This window comes from Rhizobium sp. WSM409 (assembly GCF_057653825.1).
Window position 1 is genome coordinate 220,888 of the sequence record NZ_JBYGKP010000004.1, and the last position, 17,346, is coordinate 238,233.

At 58.4% G+C, this 17,346-nt stretch carries 13 protein-coding genes and 4 pseudogenes; 10 read left to right on the top strand and 7 right to left on the bottom strand.

Annotation, left to right across the window (positions count from 1 at the left end; translation table 11 throughout):
* Positions 1-133 precede the first annotated feature (133 nt).
* The 3 genes from AC25BC_RS31965 to AC25BC_RS31975 form a co-directional block, all read right to left on the bottom strand.
* The gene (locus tag AC25BC_RS31965; protein ID WP_003554800.1) at positions 134-1,102 is read right to left on the bottom strand and encodes an aldo/keto reductase; all 969 of its coding nucleotides are present in this window, start codon (positions 1,100-1,102) and stop codon (positions 134-136) included.
* Positions 1,103-1,154: 52 nt separating this feature from the next.
* Positions 1,155-2,051, bottom strand: coding sequence for an NAD-dependent epimerase/dehydratase family protein (locus tag AC25BC_RS31970; protein ID WP_003554799.1), 897 nt, complete (start codon positions 2,049-2,051; stop codon positions 1,155-1,157).
* 120 nt (positions 2,052-2,171) lie between these two features.
* Positions 2,172-3,074, bottom strand: a complete 903-nt coding sequence (locus AC25BC_RS31975) for a LysR family transcriptional regulator (RefSeq protein ID WP_012760372.1) — start codon at positions 3,072-3,074, stop codon at positions 2,172-2,174.
* A gap of 605 nt (positions 3,075-3,679) precedes the next feature.
* Between AC25BC_RS31975 and AC25BC_RS31980 the strand changes: the two genes are divergently transcribed.
* The 3 genes from AC25BC_RS31980 (at position 3,680) to AC25BC_RS31990 (ending at position 5,040) form a co-directional block, all read left to right on the top strand.
* Positions 3,680-4,063: a hypothetical protein gene (locus tag AC25BC_RS31980; RefSeq protein WP_017997302.1), complete on the top strand. Its 384-nt coding sequence runs from the start codon at positions 3,680-3,682 to the stop codon at positions 4,061-4,063.
* A gap of 100 nt (positions 4,064-4,163) precedes the next feature.
* The gene (locus tag AC25BC_RS31985) at positions 4,164-4,460 is read left to right on the top strand and encodes a hypothetical protein (RefSeq protein ID WP_003554796.1); all 297 of its coding nucleotides are present in this window, start codon (positions 4,164-4,166) and stop codon (positions 4,458-4,460) included.
* Complete coding sequence (locus tag AC25BC_RS31990) at positions 4,450-5,040, top strand: type II toxin-antitoxin system VapC family toxin (RefSeq protein ID WP_017997300.1); 591 nt, start codon at positions 4,450-4,452, stop codon at positions 5,038-5,040. The genes AC25BC_RS31985 and AC25BC_RS31990 overlap by 11 nt, the downstream gene beginning before the upstream one ends.
* Before the next feature lie 378 nt (positions 5,041-5,418).
* On the opposite strand, the pseudogene AC25BC_RS31995 reads toward AC25BC_RS31990, so the two are convergent.
* Positions 5,419-5,813: pseudogene (locus tag AC25BC_RS31995) on the bottom strand (response regulator); the annotation flags it as partial.
* Positions 5,814-6,056: 243 nt separating this feature from the next.
* On the opposite strand from AC25BC_RS31995, the gene AC25BC_RS32000 reads away from it, so the two are divergent.
* The 6 genes and pseudogenes from AC25BC_RS32000 to AC25BC_RS32025 form a co-directional block, all read left to right on the top strand.
* Positions 6,057-7,385, top strand: a complete 1,329-nt coding sequence (locus AC25BC_RS32000) for an efflux transporter outer membrane subunit (protein ID WP_245459924.1) — start codon at positions 6,057-6,059, stop codon at positions 7,383-7,385.
* Positions 7,385-8,500 (top strand): efflux RND transporter periplasmic adaptor subunit, encoded by a 1,116-nt coding sequence (locus AC25BC_RS32005; RefSeq protein ID WP_017997298.1) that lies wholly within the window; start codon positions 7,385-7,387, stop codon positions 8,498-8,500. Before AC25BC_RS32000 ends, AC25BC_RS32005 begins: the two co-directional genes overlap by 1 nt.
* Complete coding sequence (locus AC25BC_RS32010) at positions 8,497-11,565, top strand: efflux RND transporter permease subunit (RefSeq protein WP_128440374.1); 3,069 nt, start codon at positions 8,497-8,499, stop codon at positions 11,563-11,565. Before AC25BC_RS32005 ends, AC25BC_RS32010 begins: the two co-directional genes overlap by 4 nt.
* A 15-nt stretch (positions 11,566-11,580) precedes the next feature.
* Positions 11,581-12,762, top strand: coding sequence for a patatin-like phospholipase family protein (locus AC25BC_RS32015; RefSeq protein WP_017997296.1), 1,182 nt, complete (start codon positions 11,581-11,583; stop codon positions 12,760-12,762).
* Between the two features lie 12 nt (positions 12,763-12,774).
* Positions 12,775-13,032: pseudogene (locus tag AC25BC_RS32020) on the top strand (FCD domain-containing protein); the annotation flags it as partial.
* Positions 13,033-13,151: 119 nt separating this feature from the next.
* Positions 13,152-13,524, top strand: a pseudogene (locus AC25BC_RS32025) (prolyl oligopeptidase family serine peptidase); the annotation flags it as partial.
* Here AC25BC_RS32025 and AC25BC_RS32030 read toward each other — a convergent pair.
* Together AC25BC_RS32030 and AC25BC_RS32035 are read right to left on the bottom strand one after the other, a co-directional pair.
* Positions 13,523-13,849 (bottom strand): annotated as a pseudogene (locus AC25BC_RS32030) (hypothetical protein); the annotation flags it as partial. The pseudogenes AC25BC_RS32025 and AC25BC_RS32030 sit on opposite strands and share 2 nt — an antisense overlap.
* A gap of 236 nt (positions 13,850-14,085) precedes the next feature.
* Positions 14,086-14,328 (bottom strand): helix-turn-helix domain-containing protein, encoded by a 243-nt coding sequence (locus AC25BC_RS32035; RefSeq protein WP_017997293.1) that lies wholly within the window; start codon positions 14,326-14,328, stop codon positions 14,086-14,088.
* Between the two features lie 98 nt (positions 14,329-14,426).
* On the opposite strand from AC25BC_RS32035, the gene AC25BC_RS32040 reads away from it, so the two are divergent.
* On the top strand, positions 14,427-15,317 hold the full coding sequence (locus AC25BC_RS32040) for a LysR family transcriptional regulator (protein ID WP_017997292.1): 891 nt from the start codon (positions 14,427-14,429) through the stop codon (positions 15,315-15,317).
* Positions 15,318-15,786: 469 nt separating this feature from the next.
* Here AC25BC_RS32040 and AC25BC_RS32045 read toward each other — a convergent pair whose 3' ends face one another.
* Positions 15,787-16,410 carry an outer membrane protein gene (locus tag AC25BC_RS32045; RefSeq protein WP_003554784.1) on the bottom strand — a complete coding sequence of 208 codons (624 nt, stop codon included), beginning with the start codon at positions 16,408-16,410 and terminating at the stop codon, positions 15,787-15,789.
* Between the last annotated feature and the right edge of the window lie 936 nt (positions 16,411-17,346).

Genomic DNA, 17,346 nt, shown 5'->3' on the forward strand with positions numbered 1-17,346 from the left:
ATTTCGATGTCGACGGCGGTGAATGAACGAGCAGCGAACTGCCTTCACACGTCCCAAACGGGCACCAACCGCCGTAATGCAGCAAAATGCTACAATGTCGTTTGCGTCTCTGAAAAGCCGCGCGGCGTTGTCGTCAGAACCCGGCGACGTGCAGCGATTTGTAGGGGGCTTCGAGCGCCTTGACGTCATCACCGGTGAGTTCGAAGCCGACCGCAGCGATCGCATCCTCGAGATGGCTCATCTTGCTGACGCCGACGATCGGCGAGGTAACGACCGGCTTCTGCAGCACCCAGGCCATCGCGACCTGCGCCATGGACGTCTTGCGCGCCTTGGCGACGGCTTCGACGGCCTCGACGACGTCCCGATCGCCGGTCTTCTCATACATGCTCTTGTTGTAGCGGTCGGTGGTGGCGCGCTTGGTCTCGGTGCCCCAGGGACGGGTCAGCTTGCCGCCGGCAAGGGGGCTCCAAGGAAGGACGGCGATACCCTGATCGCTGCAGAGCGGCAGCATTTCGCGTTCTTCCTCGCGATAGGTGAGGCTGACCTGGTTCTGCATCGAAACGAACTTCGTCCAGCCGTTGACCTCGGCTGCATGCTGGAGCTTGGAAAACTGCCAGGCCCACATCGAGGATGCGCCGATATAGCGGGCCTTGCCGGCGCGCACGACGTCGTTCAGCGCCTGCATGGTTTCTTCGACCGGGGTGAACGGGTCGAAGCGGTGGATCTGGTAGAGATCGACATAGTCGGTGCCGAGGCGGCGCAGGCTGTTGTCGATCTCGCTAAGGATCGCGGCGCGGGAAAGACCCTGGCCGTTCGGCCCGGGACGCATGCGGCCGAAGACCTTGGTCGCCAGCACGATCTCCTGGCGGGGCGCCAGTTCCTTGAGCAGGACGCCGGTGATCTCTTCGCTGGTGCCCTGCGCATAGACATTGGCCGTATCGAAGAAATTGATGCCGGCGTCCCATGCGCGCTTATAAAGTGGCCGCGCCTCTTCGAGCCCCAGAACCCACGGGCGTTCGTCGGTCTGCTTGCCAAAGGACATGCAGCCGAAGCAGATGCGGCTGACTTCAAGCCCTGTCTTGCCAAGTCTTGTGGTCTTCATGGTCTTTCCTCAAAGTTGTTGATCGGCGGTGCCGGAAATGCGCCTCGCGGCATCATGCGCCGGTAACGTATTTTCGCCAGTTGTGTTCTTCCTTGAAACCGAGAACCTCCCGGATCTTCCGGTTCGAGAGCGGCGCTTCGAATTCGCCGAGCTCCCGGAGGATCGGCGTGTTCGGCGCCCATTTGCCGAGGAAATCCCGCGTTGGCTCGCTTGCCGTGATCGTGTCGTTGACGGCATTGAAGACCTGGAAACCGAGGCCGTCAGCCCGCAGGCAAAGATCGACGATCTGCCCGAGATCGCGGGCATCGATGTAGCTCCAGGCGTTGCGCTTGCGCGATGGCGGATCGGCAAGAAAGCCCGGAAAACGCTCATATTCATGCGGTTCGATGACGTTGGCGATCCGCAGGGCGTAGATGTCGATGCCGCTGCGCATCGCAAAGGCGCGGGCCGTCTTCTCGTTGACGACCTTGGAGAGCCCATAGCTGTCCATCGGGTCGATGTCATAGTCTTCTTCGAGCGGAAACGAATGGAAATCCTTGTCGCCCTCGGCAAAACAGACGCCGTACGTGGTTTCGCTCGACGCGATGATCACCTTGGGAATACCGAGCTTCACCGCCGCTTCGATGACGTTGTAGGTCGAGGCCGCATTGACCAAAAAAGTCTGGTTGTCGGGCTTGAGCAGCAGGCTCGGTATAGCGGCGAAATGCACGACGGCATCGACCTTGGCCGGTCCGCCCGGCGCCTGCAGATCCTCGCCGCTGAAATGCATCGACAAGGCGTTGAAGGTCTGGCCGCTATCGCTGAGATCGGTGATCAACGTCTGCACGCCGGGGCAGTTCAAGGGAACGAGGTCGAGGTTGCGGACCTTGTGTCCTTTCCCCACCAGATATGGAACCGCATGGCGGCCGGCCTTGCCGCTACCGCCGGTAAAGATGATCCGCTTGCTCATGTGATGTGTCCGCTTCCTGATGAAGGTTCGATGGAAGCGGTACAAACGCGGGAGAGCGATGAATCAATAGAGTGGAAATCACTGTACCGATGAATCAGGCTCATCGATTTGAAACAGTCGCTAAAATCCGTTCAAGCCGCGAACGATCTTGATCAGCGCGTCGACGCCGAAGGGAAGCTGCCGCCGGCTGGAATAATACATCGAAAACGGCGGGCCCATCGACGCCCATTTGGGAAGGACGACTTCCAGGCGGCCTGCGGAAACGTAGGGGCTTGCCAACCGTTCCAGGCAATAGCACAACCCGGCGCCTTCCAGAGCCGCATTGATGGCAAGATCGGTTTCGCCTGATATCAGCGCTCCGGGAACGTCGATCTCGCGCCGGTCATCGCCGCGTTCGAATTCCCACTTGTAGATCTGGCCGCGGCCCGTCCGTATCCGGATGCAGTGGTGGGAATTGAGGTCCTCCGGCATGACAGGGCGACCATGACTTCTGAGATAATCAGGAGCAGCAACCGCGACCCACTTTAAAGGAGGAGTGAGAGGAACTGCGATCATGTCTTCCGGGATGGTGCCGCTGTACCGGATACCGGCATCGAACCCGTCCGCGGTGACATCGATGAACTGGTCATCCACGGCGACCTCAAGCTCGACATTCGGGAAGCGTTGCTGGAACACCGGAATGGCTGGCCGCAAAAGCAGAACGGCGGCATCTTTCAGAACATTGATGCGAATGCTGCCGGCGCCACCTTGATAATGTCCGTTCAAGTCCTCCAATCCGGAGTTGATAAGCTCGAGCCCGGCAGAGATCTTCTCGGCGAGGGCTGTTCCGGCGGCGGTTGGTGCAACGCTGCGGCTGGTTCGATTAAGGAGGCGCACGCCCAGCCTTTGCTCAAGCGCCTTCATGCTGTGGCTCAGGGCGGAAGCTGTTACTTCTAGGTGATCCGCCGCTTTGCGAAAACTACGGTATTGGACTATCGCGAGAAAGATCGACAGCTCGTGAATTTCATTGCGCTTGAACTGCATTATTGATCTCAGGAGGCTAATTTGGCGATACTTCGCAACCGGTCTTAAAGGCTCTAGCTCGTTCGGTGCAACTCAGCACCCGGATCCTGCTTTACCGGCTCGGATTCTCCACTGCTGATCACAGAATTACCCTGTATCATAGAGCCTTTCAATCTCCGGCCATGGTATCGAAAGCGTGAGGGCGCTCTACGACCTGATGTCGGAGCGCCCTGAGCTGCGTTGGCCAATGTTGCGATGGTTCCGTGGGTTCTTTCCGAGGCGCGGTCATTGTCGAGCACGTCCCGACCACGTGCCCTGCAGCTCGGGATCCTATTTGCAATTTGGATGCCACGAGGTGGCGCGACAACGCGACGGCAATGGCCGCGCTATTGCCTAATGGCGGCGAATGGCGCCAAGTCGAACTAACAGGTATCCCGCACCGCTGATCTCAATCAAAAGATCTGCTCTCATTTCCCTGTCGGTTACGACCTTGATTTTGGTCCATTTGTCGACGTCAGCATCAAGAGGAAAGGGCAAACCCTCTCGCAGCATGAGGGTAAGCTCAGGCGCTCTGTCCGACTTATAGATGCAGATCCTCATCGCACGGCGCCCAATTGCACGAGTTCATGACGGTTATATTGCACTGCGTCATGATCTATTGCAACGCCGCAAAATCCTTTTCCGCAATGCCCTCGTCGACGGCAGTTCCCTTGTCGCTAACCCCGCTGACTTCCCCCACTGACCTGGGTCACAAAAGGTTAACCACGCAGAATGCCGCCGACCGTTTCAAGGCCGAACGGGTGTTCGCCGATGCTTCGATGGTCGTCGACCCGCTGATTTTGATCGACATCTCGGAGATGATCCGCGATGCCGGCTACTACGGAGCCGAGGCGACTTCCGGCGACGAGGCGTTCGCGTTCCTCGAAACGCCCGGCTCCCTGGAGCTCCAAACTCGCAGCCGTCGAGACGACGGCGAGGATCCACCAATGTCCCCGTCGTCATTGCCATGATGATTTGCCGAGAACGCCTGGATCGCAACCTGCCGACCGCTATGGAAGCTTGCCTTCCCGTTCAACGCAATCTATATTCTGTTCAACGCAGGAGCATCTCATGGGCACCCAACCACAAAGTGCGGCGGAACGCGAAGCGAAGGTCGCGTTAGCCCGCAACAAGCTCGTGCTCGAGCAAGCGAAGGCCGTCGGTCTCCTTGGCACGGCGAAGAATACCCGCTTGTCGGGGCGAGTGCCTTCGGAGCTGATCGAGGCAGCTAAGAAGCGGGCCCATGTTACCTCCGACACCGAGCTGCTGGAATTGGCGCTTTCACGGCTGGCTCTCGAAGACGACTTCGGCTCGCGCCTGGTGGGCCGCAAGGGCCGCATCCCGACGGATATCGATCTTGGGATTTGATCTCTCTGAAGCCCTCCGATCACTAAAACCCCAGAAGCACGTCGGGTCGCTCGAGCGCAGGCCCGACGAAGATCTTCCCTGGGTTGCTGACGAACCGGCAATTGGAGGGCCTCTGTTCCTGGACACCAGCGTCTATCTGGATGTGCTTCAAGGGCGCTCGCCGGTGGAGGTCGATAGGCTGATTACGTATCGACTATGCCACCATTCGGCGGTCTGCCTGTCTGAGTTGACCCATGCCTTCGGCCGACTGGACCCCGGGCACGCCTCAACAAAGGCGGTCCTCGACACAATCGCGGCGACGGTCGATGACATTCCGGAACACCGACTTCACGCCCCAGATGCAGCCATCTGGGGACATGCCGGCGTGTTGGCGGGTCTGCTCTTTCGTCTGAGCAGCCTGCCAAAGGGGGAGCGACATGAGCGCCGCTTCGTCAATGACGCCATGGTCTTCTTGCAGGCACGGCAGCTGGGTGCGAGCGTGCTGACTGGCAATGTCCGCGACTTCGATTTCCTCTCACAGATCATACCGACCGGTCGGGTCATCCTCTATCGAGCCCGAGTGGAGGCGCGATCATTATGAACGCCCAATTCTCACTCTCGGTCGCTATTCTGCACGAACTGGAACAGCTGGGGCTGGCACCGGCAACAGATGTCAACTGCCCGCGGCATACGCAGGTATTCTGCGTTTTGTGGCGGCCGGCTTGATCCGGTAGGTGATGCGCGCCGCCGCAAAGAACCTTGACGCCCGCCGTTGTCAGAGCAAGGGACGACCGCCTCGGTCGATCAGATCACGCCCCACCCCGCGTTAAGCAGCATTGATTGGCATCTCGAATGCGATGCGCGACGTCCGGTCGAACGTCACCCGTCGACGCTAGGAAGCTAGCGCCGTTGCTCGATGTAGCCCTAAAGCTGGAAGAGTGTTGGCCACACTCAGACCCCCAGTCGCCTTGTTTTGCGCGGTTGCCGAACCACCGTGCCATTCTGCCGCCCGACGTGTGATCGCCAAGCCAAGGCAGATCGCACGGATCCGTGCCGCAAGCTCGCCCGGTGAACAAGGACGTAATCATCCGCCCCGAGATTGAGACCGGAAATGCGGTCGACATCATCTCCACGAGCCGTCAGCATCAACACGGGCACGTCGCTTACCTGTCGAATTTTCCGCAAGACCTCAATGCCGCTCATGCGGGGCATCATGATATCCAGAACGACGATATCGGTTGAAGGCGACATCGCTTCGGCAACACCGATCCTACCATCCGCGGTTGTCTCGACAACGAAACCCTCCTCGGTCAGGTATTCGCCGAGCAAATTCGTAAGCTCGATATCATCATCGATCAAAAGCACGTTGGTCATGTAATTGCACCCGTCAATTCGATGGGTGCAGCTTAAGGCTAGCAGGCGGGGAATACAGCAGTTTTACCTAACTTAACACGTTCTTGACCGACATTAACATCGCGATCCCTATAGTGCGGCCGACAGCTTCAGGGCAGCCGGGATTTCATGCGCATAGTTTTCTCCTCAGTTTCCATCCTCCCCATTTTGGCGGTACTCAGCGGTTGTACCAGTCTTGGCGCACTCAAACCTTCGAGGTCTGTCGTGGCGCCCTATTGGCACGCGACACTGCCGCACGGAGGTCGCTCCCCCGAGCTCGTCGCGTGGTGGGCAAGCTTTAAAGATCCTTCGCTGACGGAGTTACTGACGCTGGCTGAACGGGAAAATCCCACGGTTCAGGAAGCTGTCGCCAACATTGACAAGGCGCGTGCGACGCTCGATAGCGCAAGGGCTGGCCTCTTCCCGTCGCTGGACGGGTCCGCCTCGGCAACGCGCGAGGCTAACACCGGGGACGACCTCAACAAAATCGTGGCTGGAACGAACAGGAGTGGCGGTCTCGACGCCGCCTGGGAACTCGATTTGTTCGGCAAGACCAAGAAAGAGACACAGGCCGCGGCCTTACGAGCCCAGGGCAAGGTCTGGTCGTGGCATGACGCGCGGATTTCGGTCGCTGCCGAGGTCGGTGATTACTATGTCCAATATCGCGCCTGTCGTCAGTTGGAACAGCTTTACCGTGATGAGCTTGCGTCGCAGAGAGAAACGATACTCGCGACTGAAAAATCGGCGCAGTCCGGCTTTACATCAACAGCCGATCTGGCGCTCTCCCGAGCGAGCGCTGCGACATCCTCTTCCAATCTGACGGCCCAGCGCGGGGACTGCGAAATCATCGTCAAGTCATTGGTCCAACTGACGGCCACCGATGAGTTGGTGATCAAAACATTGCTGGATCACGGTAAAAGTCGCATTCCACAGCCGTCATCGTTGCGGATCGTCTCTGTACCGGCGGATGTTTTGCGACAAAGGCCCGACATCAACGCGCTGGAAGCGGAAGTCGCGGCAACGATTTCAGATGTCGGCGCTGCGAAGGCCGACCTCTATCCCAGTCTCAGCTTGAGTGGATCCATCTCAATCAGCCAGTCCACCGTAACCGGCAGATCGGTTCCGTGGTCATTTGGGCCCGCATTGTCGATACCGCTGTTTGATGGCGGGACGAAAAGGGCTGCCGTCAGAAGCGCAGTTGCGGATTACGATGTTGCTGTCGCAAGTTACAAGTCCGGCGTCTTGACGGCCGTCGCCGACGTGGAGACAGCTCTTATTCGTGTCAACACGGCTCTGAAGCGTATCGGCGATGCAAAGACCGCCGCTGACAATTATCAAAGCTACTTCCGCTCGGTCGATGAGAACTGGAAATCCGGTGGCGCCAGTATCCTCGACCGGGAGGAGGCCCGTCGTTCGGCACAGTCCGCCGCCATCACCCTCATCGAAATCAGGCGCGACGCGGTCCAGTATTGGATCGCCCTCTACAAGTCTCTCGGCGGCGGCTGGGCTGCCCCGGCTGGCGCGCCAATTGCCTCTGCCAATGGAACCCACTGATGCGTAGATTTGCTTTCATCCTGGTCGCGACGACGGTCGCGTTAACGCCCTATCTTGCGCGTAGCGAGGACACCGAACAGAGTACCGCTCAAGCAGCTGCCTTGACCGTTGCCGTCGCCGCTCCGCGGACCCTGGAGTGGCCCGTGACGATACCCGCGAGTGGTCGCCTTGCCGCCTGGCACGAGGCGGTCATCGCGGCCGAGGTCAGCGGCCTAAAGATCTCCGATGTTAGAGCGGATGTGGGCACCGCGGTAAAAAAAGGCGATCTGCTCGTCCAGTTCGACGCCGAGACCTCTCAAGCGGAACTGGAACAACAGCAGGCCACCGTTGAAAAGCAGGAAGCGGCTCTCGACCAGGCAGTCGCGGACGCTGAACGCGCTCGTGGATTGACCGGCTCAGGTGCGTTGTCCAAGCAGCAGACGACGGAATATCTGATTTCCGAGCGGAAAGCGAAAGCCGACGTCTTATCTGCCAAGGCAGCACTTGCCTCTGCCCAACTGACCTTGGAGCGCACGAAGGTTTACGCGGTAGACGACGGGGTTATTTCCGAACGCTCCGCATCTCTTGGAAACGTTGTGAATGCCGGTGATCAGCTGTTCAAGCTGATCCGGCAAAACAGAGTCGAATGGAAGGCCGAGTTGCCGGTCAAACGGCTGGCCGATGTCAAGGAAGGGACCAAAGCCGTCATAAAGACGCCGGTCGGTGACATCGTCGGCGAGGTGAGGTTGGTTTCGCCGACGACCTCGACAGACAATGGTCGCGTGACTGTTTACGTGACCTTGCAGCCGGACCAGGGAATGCCAGCACCCAAGACGGGCATTCTGGCGAGTGGCTATTTTGAGTTCGACCAGAAAGACGCTCTGACCGTGCCTGAGACCGCGGTGACCCTCAAGGACGGATTTTCTTACGTTTTCATCCTGAAGGAGACTGAAAAGCTCACCGTGGCGCGCAAGCGCGTCGAAACGGGCCGGCGCCAAGACGATCGTGTCGAAATCGTCTCGGGGATAGACAAGGTCGACAAGGTCGTGACATCCGGCGGCGCCTTCCTGGCTGACGGTTCGGTTGTAAGAGTGTCGGAAGACGCTCAGTCAGCGAAGAACGAGGAGGCGAAATGAATTTTTCCTCCTGGTCCATTCGCAATCCCGTTCCGCCAATTCTGCTTTTCATTTTGTTGACGGCCTGCGGGCTATGGGCCTTCAACCGTCTCGATATCCAAAATTTCCCCGACATGGACCTTCCAACGATCGAGATCAGCGCGTCGCTCGATGGAGCAGCCGCATCTCAGCTTGAAACGGAGGTCGCGCGCAAGATCGAGGATGAGCTGACGGGCCTCACCAAGCTGGATTCCGTTACCACGACGATAACGGACGGTTCGGTCAGCATCTCGGTGGCATTCGAAGTCGGAAAGGACACCCAAGAAGCCCTCGATGAGGTTAAAAGTGCTGTCGACCAGGCGCAGGATGAGCTGCCGGAAGAGATGAATGCGCCGACCGTTACGAAACAGTCGCTAAACTCTTCGCCCTTGATCACCTACGTCGTGCGTTCGGATAAGCTGGATTCGGCTGAACTTTCTTGGTTCATCGATAACGACATGTCACGTGCGCTGATGGCGGTGGACGGGGTTGGCGAAGTCGGCCGCCTGGGAGGGGTCGACCGGGAAATCAGGGTGGAGCTGAACGCAAACCTGCTCGACGGCTTGGGATTGACCGTAAACGACGTCAACAGCCAGGTTGAAGCGGTACAATCCGACCTGTCGGGTGGCAAAGGTAGAATTGGCGGCGAAAGCCAGTCCGTGCGCACATTGGCTGCCGTAAAGAGCGCCGAGCAACTTGGTGCGATGGCGATCCCCTTGCCGGAAGGCAGCTGGGTTGGCTTGGATGAACTCGGAACGGTGACCGATTCACACAGCGATCTAACCTCGCTCGCTTATCTGAATGGCAAGCCGGTCATTGCCGCTCAGATCAAACGGTCGAAAGGTTATTCGGATACGGCGGTCACTGACAAAGTCCGTGACGCCATGAAGGTATTCGCCGCGGCCCATCCCGAAGTGACGATTGAAGAGGCTTACAACACCATCGTGCCGACCGAGCAGAACTATGAATCGTCGATGCATATGGTCTACGAGGGGGCGTTGATCGCTGTCTTCGTTGTCTGGTTGTTTCTTCGCGATTGGCGGGCGACGCTTCTGGCTGCGGTGGCATTGCCCCTATCGATCATTCCCACGTTTCTCGTGATGTATATGCTCGGCTATTCGCTGAACACCATCACGCTGTTGGCAATCTCGTTGGTGGTCGGCATTCTCGTAGATGACGCGATCGTCGAGATCGAAAATATCGAGCGACACCTCAACATGGGCAAAAACCCATTCGACGCGGCGATGGAAGCGGCAGACGAAATCGGTATGGCGGTCATCGCCACCACGTTTACACTGGTTGCCGTGTTCCTACCCACGGCATTCATGGGTGGAATTCCCGGCATCATCTTCAAACAGTTCGGCATCACGGCTTCCGTTGCCGTTCTGACTTCTCTCTTGGTCGCACGGTTGGTAACGCCGATGATGGCGGCTTATATGATGAAAGCCAGCGGCAAGGCGCACGAAGAAGACGGTCGCATCATGAGATGCTATCTTTGGCTCGTGAAAGGCGCACTCCGCCGCCGCTGGATACCAATACTCGGAACAGTCGGGTTTCTCGCATTCACGGCACTGCTTCTATCTCATCTGTCCACGGGCTTTTTCCCGGCATCCGACGATGGGCAGACCCAAGTTAGCCTAACAACGCCATATGGATCGACGATCGAAGCGACCGATGAGGCCGCGCGCAAGGCATCGGCGATCATTGCTGGCGTTGACCATGTCACGTCGGTCTTTCAGGCGACGGGCACGGCCTCCACGGGAGGGATGAACGGCACGTCAAATGCGAGCACCAACAGCGCGACGCTCGTCGTCAATCTCACGCCGATCGATGACAGAGATGTCAAGCAGTCACAAATCGAAGCCGATTTGCGCAAGGCATTGGAACAGCTGCCCGGCGTTCGCCTGGAAATCGGTTCCGGCGGCAATGGCACGCAACTCACCCTGACGCTGGCAGGCGACAATTCCGAGCTTCTTGAAAAGGCCGCGGCAAACCTCGAGGCCGATCTGCGTACTCTTTCGGGCATCGGTAACGTTACGTCATCGGCTGCCATGCAAACGCCTGAAGTCACGATCAAACCTGACTTGGCGGAAGCAGCATCCCTGGGTGTCACGTCCAAGGCCATCGCCGAGGCTATTCGCGTTGCAACGGCCGGTGCCTACGACACCGCTTTGTCCAAGCTCAACCTGCCGGAGCGCCAGGTCGCCATTCGGGTCATGCTCGATACGGCAAATCGACAGTCGCTCGACGCCATATCGCTCATTCCTGTCGAGGGAAAAGAGGGTAATGTCGCGCTGGGTGCCATCGCCGATATCTCTCTTGGATCCAGCCCAAGCCGGATAGATCGGCTGGACCGGTCACGAAACGTCTCTTTGACAGTCGAATTGAACGGCAGAAACCTTTCCGACGTGACGGCAGAGGCCGCGCGATTGCCCAGCTATCAGAACCTGCCACAGGGTGTGAAATTCGTTGAACAGGGCGAGCTCAAGCGTCAGAGCGAGCTGTTCACCAGCTTTGGTACGTCGATGGCGATCGGCATCTTCTGCATTTACGCCGTTCTGGTCCTTCTCTTCCATGATTTCCTTCAGCCGGTGACAATCTTGATGGCACTGCCGCTGGCACTTGGCGGCGCCCTCTTGCCACTCGTTTTGACTGGCACCAGCTTCTCCATGCCAGCGGTTATCGGCCTTCTTCTCCTGATGGGTATCGTATCGAAAAACTCCATTCTCCTTGTCGAGTACGCAATCGAGGCGCGCCGTGCCGGAATGTCTCGTTACGACGCGCTCGTGGACGCCTGCCACAAGCGAGCGCGACCCATCATCATGACAACCATTGCCATGGCCGGCGGCATGCTTCCGGCAGCACTCAGTCTTGTTTCCGGTGACCCAAGCTTCCGCCAACCCATGGGTATCGTCGTGATCGGAGGACTGGTCACCTCGACATTCCTAAGCCTTCTTGTCATCCCCGTCGTCTTTACATTTCTGGATGATGTTCTGAACTGGCTGAAAACAAGGCTCCAAGAAGATAACAGGCACGCCGCCGAATAGCCCTTGGAGCGTCCGATGCGTTTTCTGGCGAGGATCCCTCATCTAACCGCGGTTCCACTGACGCGCATGACCCTTGCTGGGCTTGTTTGCCTTTTGATCGGTTGCACCACGGCGCGACCAGTCTTTCAGGAGGTCGATGCACGTCAGGCGGAAATCGCGGGGTTTGAAAACATCCGCGCCCCGTTGGATGGCGAGATCGATTCAGCGATCAGGAAACGCTTTCAGAGGACTGAATCCCGGGTCCCTCGACAATACTTGGCGATCTCAGGCGGCGGAGCCGGTGGAGCTTTCTCCGTCGGTGTTCTAAAAGCATGGTCTGAGCGCGGCGATCGGCCAACCTTCGACCTCGTGAGCGGCGTTAGTACCGGGGCCCTCATCGCCCCCTTCGCTTTCCTGGGAACGAAGTATGACCTCGTCCTCGAACATCTCTATACAAGCGGCGTCGCGACGGAACTGCTCGACCGAAAATTCATCGTCAGCGGTCTGCTCGGCGAAAGCCTGTATTCTCAGAAGCCCCTGAGGGAGATGGTGGAGAGATATGTGGACAAGCTCCTTCTCACCGAAATTGCTGACGAATACCGAAAAGGCCGAAATCTTTTTGTCCTGACGACAAATCTCGACACTCAACGTGCCGTTCTTTGGGATATGGGCGCCATAGCGAATAGCCCGCGGCCAGACGCTCTCGGCCTCTTCCAAAATGTCCTGATCGCATCGGCCAGCATTCCGGGCGTTTTCCCCGCCGTGCGGATTAACGCGGTGGTTGACGGGCGGCCGATCGTTGAGTTGCACTCCGATGGTGGGCCGTCAGCTCAGATCATGACCGTTCCGGAGGCCGTATTGTCGAACGTCGATCTGCCGGTTCCCGCTGGGGCTCGGGGATCCGACATGTACTTACTGGTGAATAACGCGTTGATGCCCGAGTTTGCCGTGACGGCAAATTCGACGTTGTCGGTTAGCACAAGGGCGTACTCAATCCTTGTGAAGTCGCAGACGCGTCAATCGCTTTACGCGGTCTATGAATATTGCCGCCGGGTTGGTGCCCAGTTCCATATGGCTACCATCGACGTCATGGTGCCCTATAAGATAAGCGACCCATTTAATACTGAATACATGAGAGCCGTTTTCAAGATCGGCTATGACCGGACGTTAAATGGTCGGCTATGGCGTGATCGACCGACGTTCTCCACAACACAGTAATATTACGAAGGCGACTGGCTCTTCCATTCAACTCTATCCGCGCCCGCGGGCCGCCGCCGACAGGTTGCGATGATCGAGGAATTGCGAAGAAATTGCATTATGTATTCGATAAAATATGACAAGCTGATCGATGAGACGCCATCCTGGCTTGACGACCACGAGAAAATCACCCGCGCATACATTGAAAAACGGACTGACGATGCCGCGGGTTTACTCAAGGACCACATCGAGGGGGCAAGGAAGTGTTTGCTCGGGGTGCAAACCGGATGATCCTCAGGAGCGTTGAGATTGCCCTGCTCATGGAGCACCGTTCGTCGGTCTTCCGATTTTCCTGGTGCGCCAGTTCTGCTTCTCGTGCGTCCCTACCGCAATCGATCTTATCGCTGCCCCTCGCAGCCGAATATTCCATCGACCACAAGGGCCTCTACGCTACGGGTCAGTCGGGTGGCGGCATGATGACGATGGCAATGGATATCAAATACCCCGAGCTATTTTCGGCCTCCCTCCCGGTCGCCGGACAATGGGACCCGGCGCTGGTGAAGCCCCTGGCCCATAAATTCTCTGGATCCTCGTGTCCCAGGACGATGACAAGGCTTGGCCCGACGAAAGTGCCATGATTGACGTGCTTTCCAAGGAAGGCGCCACTGCCGCGCGGTTTTGGGACGGCACCTGGAATGCAGAGCAGTTCCGCGAACCGTTGCGGAGATCGACGCAGAACGGAGCCCGATCAACTTCGTGGCCTTCCGACAGGTAACGGTAATGTATCCAGTCTCGACGACATCTTAGAGTCGTCGTCGGCGATGATCTCTCCATATTGAGGCGCGAACACGAAGGCGGGTCGCGCGATCTGATCGGCAGGGCTCGCCCATGCCACCGCACCGAGACCCTGGAACAGCGTGGCCTCCGTCTCGGTGCTTGTGGCACCGGCGCCGTGCATGAACAGCACCAGCGGATAGGAGCGCGCGGGATCGTAATCCCGAGGTACGAAAAGATTGTACGGCAGTGTTCGCCTGGTTCGTGGGTCCATGAATTCGCGTTGGCGGAACTCATCGACGACCAGGTTGCGGACCGTGGTTGTTCGCAATGCCAACGGCCTGGCGATATGACTGTTCCATCGCTCGTCCGAATGGGTTCGATCTGGGTAATGACAGCCACCTCGCGGCTCTAACCAGCTTTGACACTATGACATCACGGTCTGCGGTTCGCAGCTCTTCAAGACCAGTCTCTTGCTACAGGCTCCGCCGATAATCGCCATGGTGCAATGAGGCGCGGTTCAGCTGGTAGATCTCCTAGACAACTGCTCGCGCAGTAGAATTCGGCGGCCTACTCCCTAGCAAGTCGGCCCAGGGCGTCCAAAGGATCAAAATTCAGTATTCTTGCCAGCTCGAGGAACTCGATGACGTCGACGCGACGTTGGCCGCTCTCCAATCGGGCGACAAACGACTGGTATTCGCCAAGTTTGTCAGCAAGCTCCGTCTGCGTGAGACCTGATGCCTCTCGCTTCTCGACCAGCAGCGCTATCAGCGCTCTATGCCTTTCCGTGCCGAGCGTCTTCGCCACGTTCACCCACCTTGTCTAAGATGGGGTCTTCGATTATATCTGATTTCCAGTTATCTTAAATTCAGATAATTTGCTTAATCCTCGCATCGATCGTGGAACCCCTCATGGAACTACGCCAGCTCTCCTACTTCGTCGCGGTGGCCGAGGAACTGCACTTCGGCAGGGCAGCGGCCAAGGTCCGCATCGCCCAGCCAGCGCTCTCCAACCATGTGCAGGCGCTGGAGCGCGAACTCGGCTGTGCGCTGTTCATCCGCTCGACCCGGCGGGTGGAACTGACGCGGGCAGGGGAGATCTTCCACGAGCGCTGCGTCGGGATCCTCAGCGAGGTCGATCTGAGTGCCGAGATCACCAGGGCGGTGGCCGGCAAGACGATAAGGCAGATCAGGATCGGCACCGTCTATCCGGCGACCACCGGCGTGCTGCCGGCGTTCCTTGGAAAGATCGCCCGCAAGTACCCGGATATCCGCATCCATATATCCAGCGGCAATACCGGCGACATCATCCGCGGCCTGGAAAACGGCCAGATCAATCTCGGCTTCATCAGGCCGGTGGAAAACATCGGCTCGTTGCGCTTCTCTTCGATCGCCCATGAGCGGTACCTGCTGGCGGTGGCGAGGAGCAACCCACTGGCGGAACAGGCGGAGATTGGCATCGACGACCTGCGCTCAGAGAGGATCATCGCCTTCAATCGCAAGAACCTCTCCTACACCGAGCGGTACTTCAATGAGAAGTTCGAGGAATATGATCTGACCCGCAACATCGCCTATAGCTGCGACGACACCTATTCGCTGGTGTCGCTGGTCTCGGCCGGCCTTGGCATCGGCTTTGCGCCGGAATGGACCGAGGGCCTGCCGAACCGGGCCTTCGAGCTGAAGGCGGTCAGGGGCATCGATTTTCGGATCGGCCTCGGTGTCGCCTGGAATAAAGAGGATCCAACCGCCTCGCGCGACGACATCGTCGATATCGCCCGCTCATTGGCGCGGCCGGGCAGGTGAGGCGAGGGAGCCCACGGGTACCATGCAAACGGAACGGCTTACCGGGGGCAGTCGGTCCCGGGTTCCGCTCGTTCCCGAGCGGCGCTCCGCTAACCCTCCTGCGGCTGCCCTTTTAACCGGTCAAGCCGTGCGCGAACGGGCGCCGGCGCGGACGCGCCTTTGCCTGGTATGCTCATTGTTTGGAGGGGCGACTTTGCCACGCCGGGCACGGCGCCTAGGAGGTCAACCCAGCTGTCATCCAATAACATTTTAAAGCTCAGCCGCACTAAGCTCCGCTCCAGCAAGCGTTCCTGCTCATGTCATTGTTGCGGCTTTTTCCTAGCGCCACAATTATTTCGCGACGGGTGGGGGCAACACAATGCGCCTCGGATGCCCTGTGCCGGGCAGACGAGCTGGACTGACCTTAGCTACGGAAAAATTCCCCACCACGATAGGCGGGGCTTCGATCTTGCTGGTTGGCCGACGGTTCTTAGAACTTTACGCCAATGCCAAACTTGAGTTCGTGCTGATCGAGGTCGACGTCAACGCCGAGAACGTCCTTCTCGCCAAAGTCGTTGTACCGATATTCACCACGAGCGAAGATGTTGTTGGTGATCGCGAAGTCGAGGCCGGCTCCTACGGTGTAGCCGTTGAAGGTCTCCGTTTCCTTGTCAAGGCCAGGCAGATCTACGTAACCGCGCGTCGCGGTCCAACCGGCTGCGCCATAGATCAGCGCCTTGTCGAAAGCATAGCCGACACGACCACGAACAGCGCCGGTCCAATCGGTCCCAACGTCAGCTCCCAGCGCTTCCTCTTCATTCCAGTTGTGTTCGAGGTTGCCCTCGATGCCAACAACAATGTTATCGAACTGGAAGTTGTAACCCACAAAACCGCCGAAGATGCCGCCGTTAAAATCCTCGGAAGCGCTGGCACCACCGGCGCTGAAGTCACCGTTAAGCCATCCCGCGCCGCCATCGATACCCAAGTACGGACCGGACCAGGTAAATGCAGGAGCGGCCGCAACGGGAGCGTCCGAAATGACCGGGACCGCATCGGCCGCAAGCGCGGTGGTCGAGACAAGAGCGAGTAGCGTTGCGGCGGCTATCAACTTCATTTTCTGTACTCCGTGTCATACTAATACAACCAGAGGATATAACTCAATCCAACAAAAAGCTGTAGCAGCGGGGGCACACTCGCGAAAATGTACGGTACAGTACACGGTGCGCGCGGCGATCTTGAAAGGCCATCGGCCACGGCTGGCGCGCGTCGCGCCCCTCCCCAGTGCTCAGGCGCGCTGTCCGCTCCGCGCTGACAATGCAGCCGCTCCACGCAAAGTCGGATTGCTCACCGGCGCGCGGTCCCTGGGCGTCTCTCGCCACAAGTTCCCTGCCGGACAAAGACGCTCCCGTTGCGGTGCCCATGAACGCCGCGGGGTAGGTTGGGACGCTCACTGGCCACCAAGCGAGGGTAGTCCGCTCATTCGCATCTCCGACTGTGCTCCGCCTCGCAAATTGGTAGAACGAGCGCCTGCGGAAATTGATAAGCTTCCACCGCCGGACCCGGGCGGTAGCAGGTGAACAATCTAGCTTGGTCGACCTAGACTTCCGTTCCTGCGAGCTTCATCTCATGGACTCTATGGCAAGTGACGCCGCGCGGGCGAACTTAGCGCTTGAACGGATAGCCTTCGCCACAACCTCCGTCGCCGCGTAAAGGATTACAGTCATGCTCGCAAAGAGTTCCAATTCGGTTCGCCTGCGCCTCGCCTGGGGTGAAGTCAGAGCAATCGAGGTCGTTAGGTTGAGCCGTAGGCTCGAAATTGAAATCGAACAGCAGTCCCCATCGCGGTCCTGATCGTCTCCGGGATCAAGCAACCGGCTAGCGCCACGATACCTGGCGTCCCAGTGTCGTCGGTTTTTGCGAAATATCGTCCGCAAGGATGCCATTACGACTGCAGCGTCCATCCGACGGCCATTGATTCAGATTTTATTAAACATGTAAGCGGATCCTAAAACGAGGGTGCAACACACCCGTGTCGAGCCGCGTTAGGCGA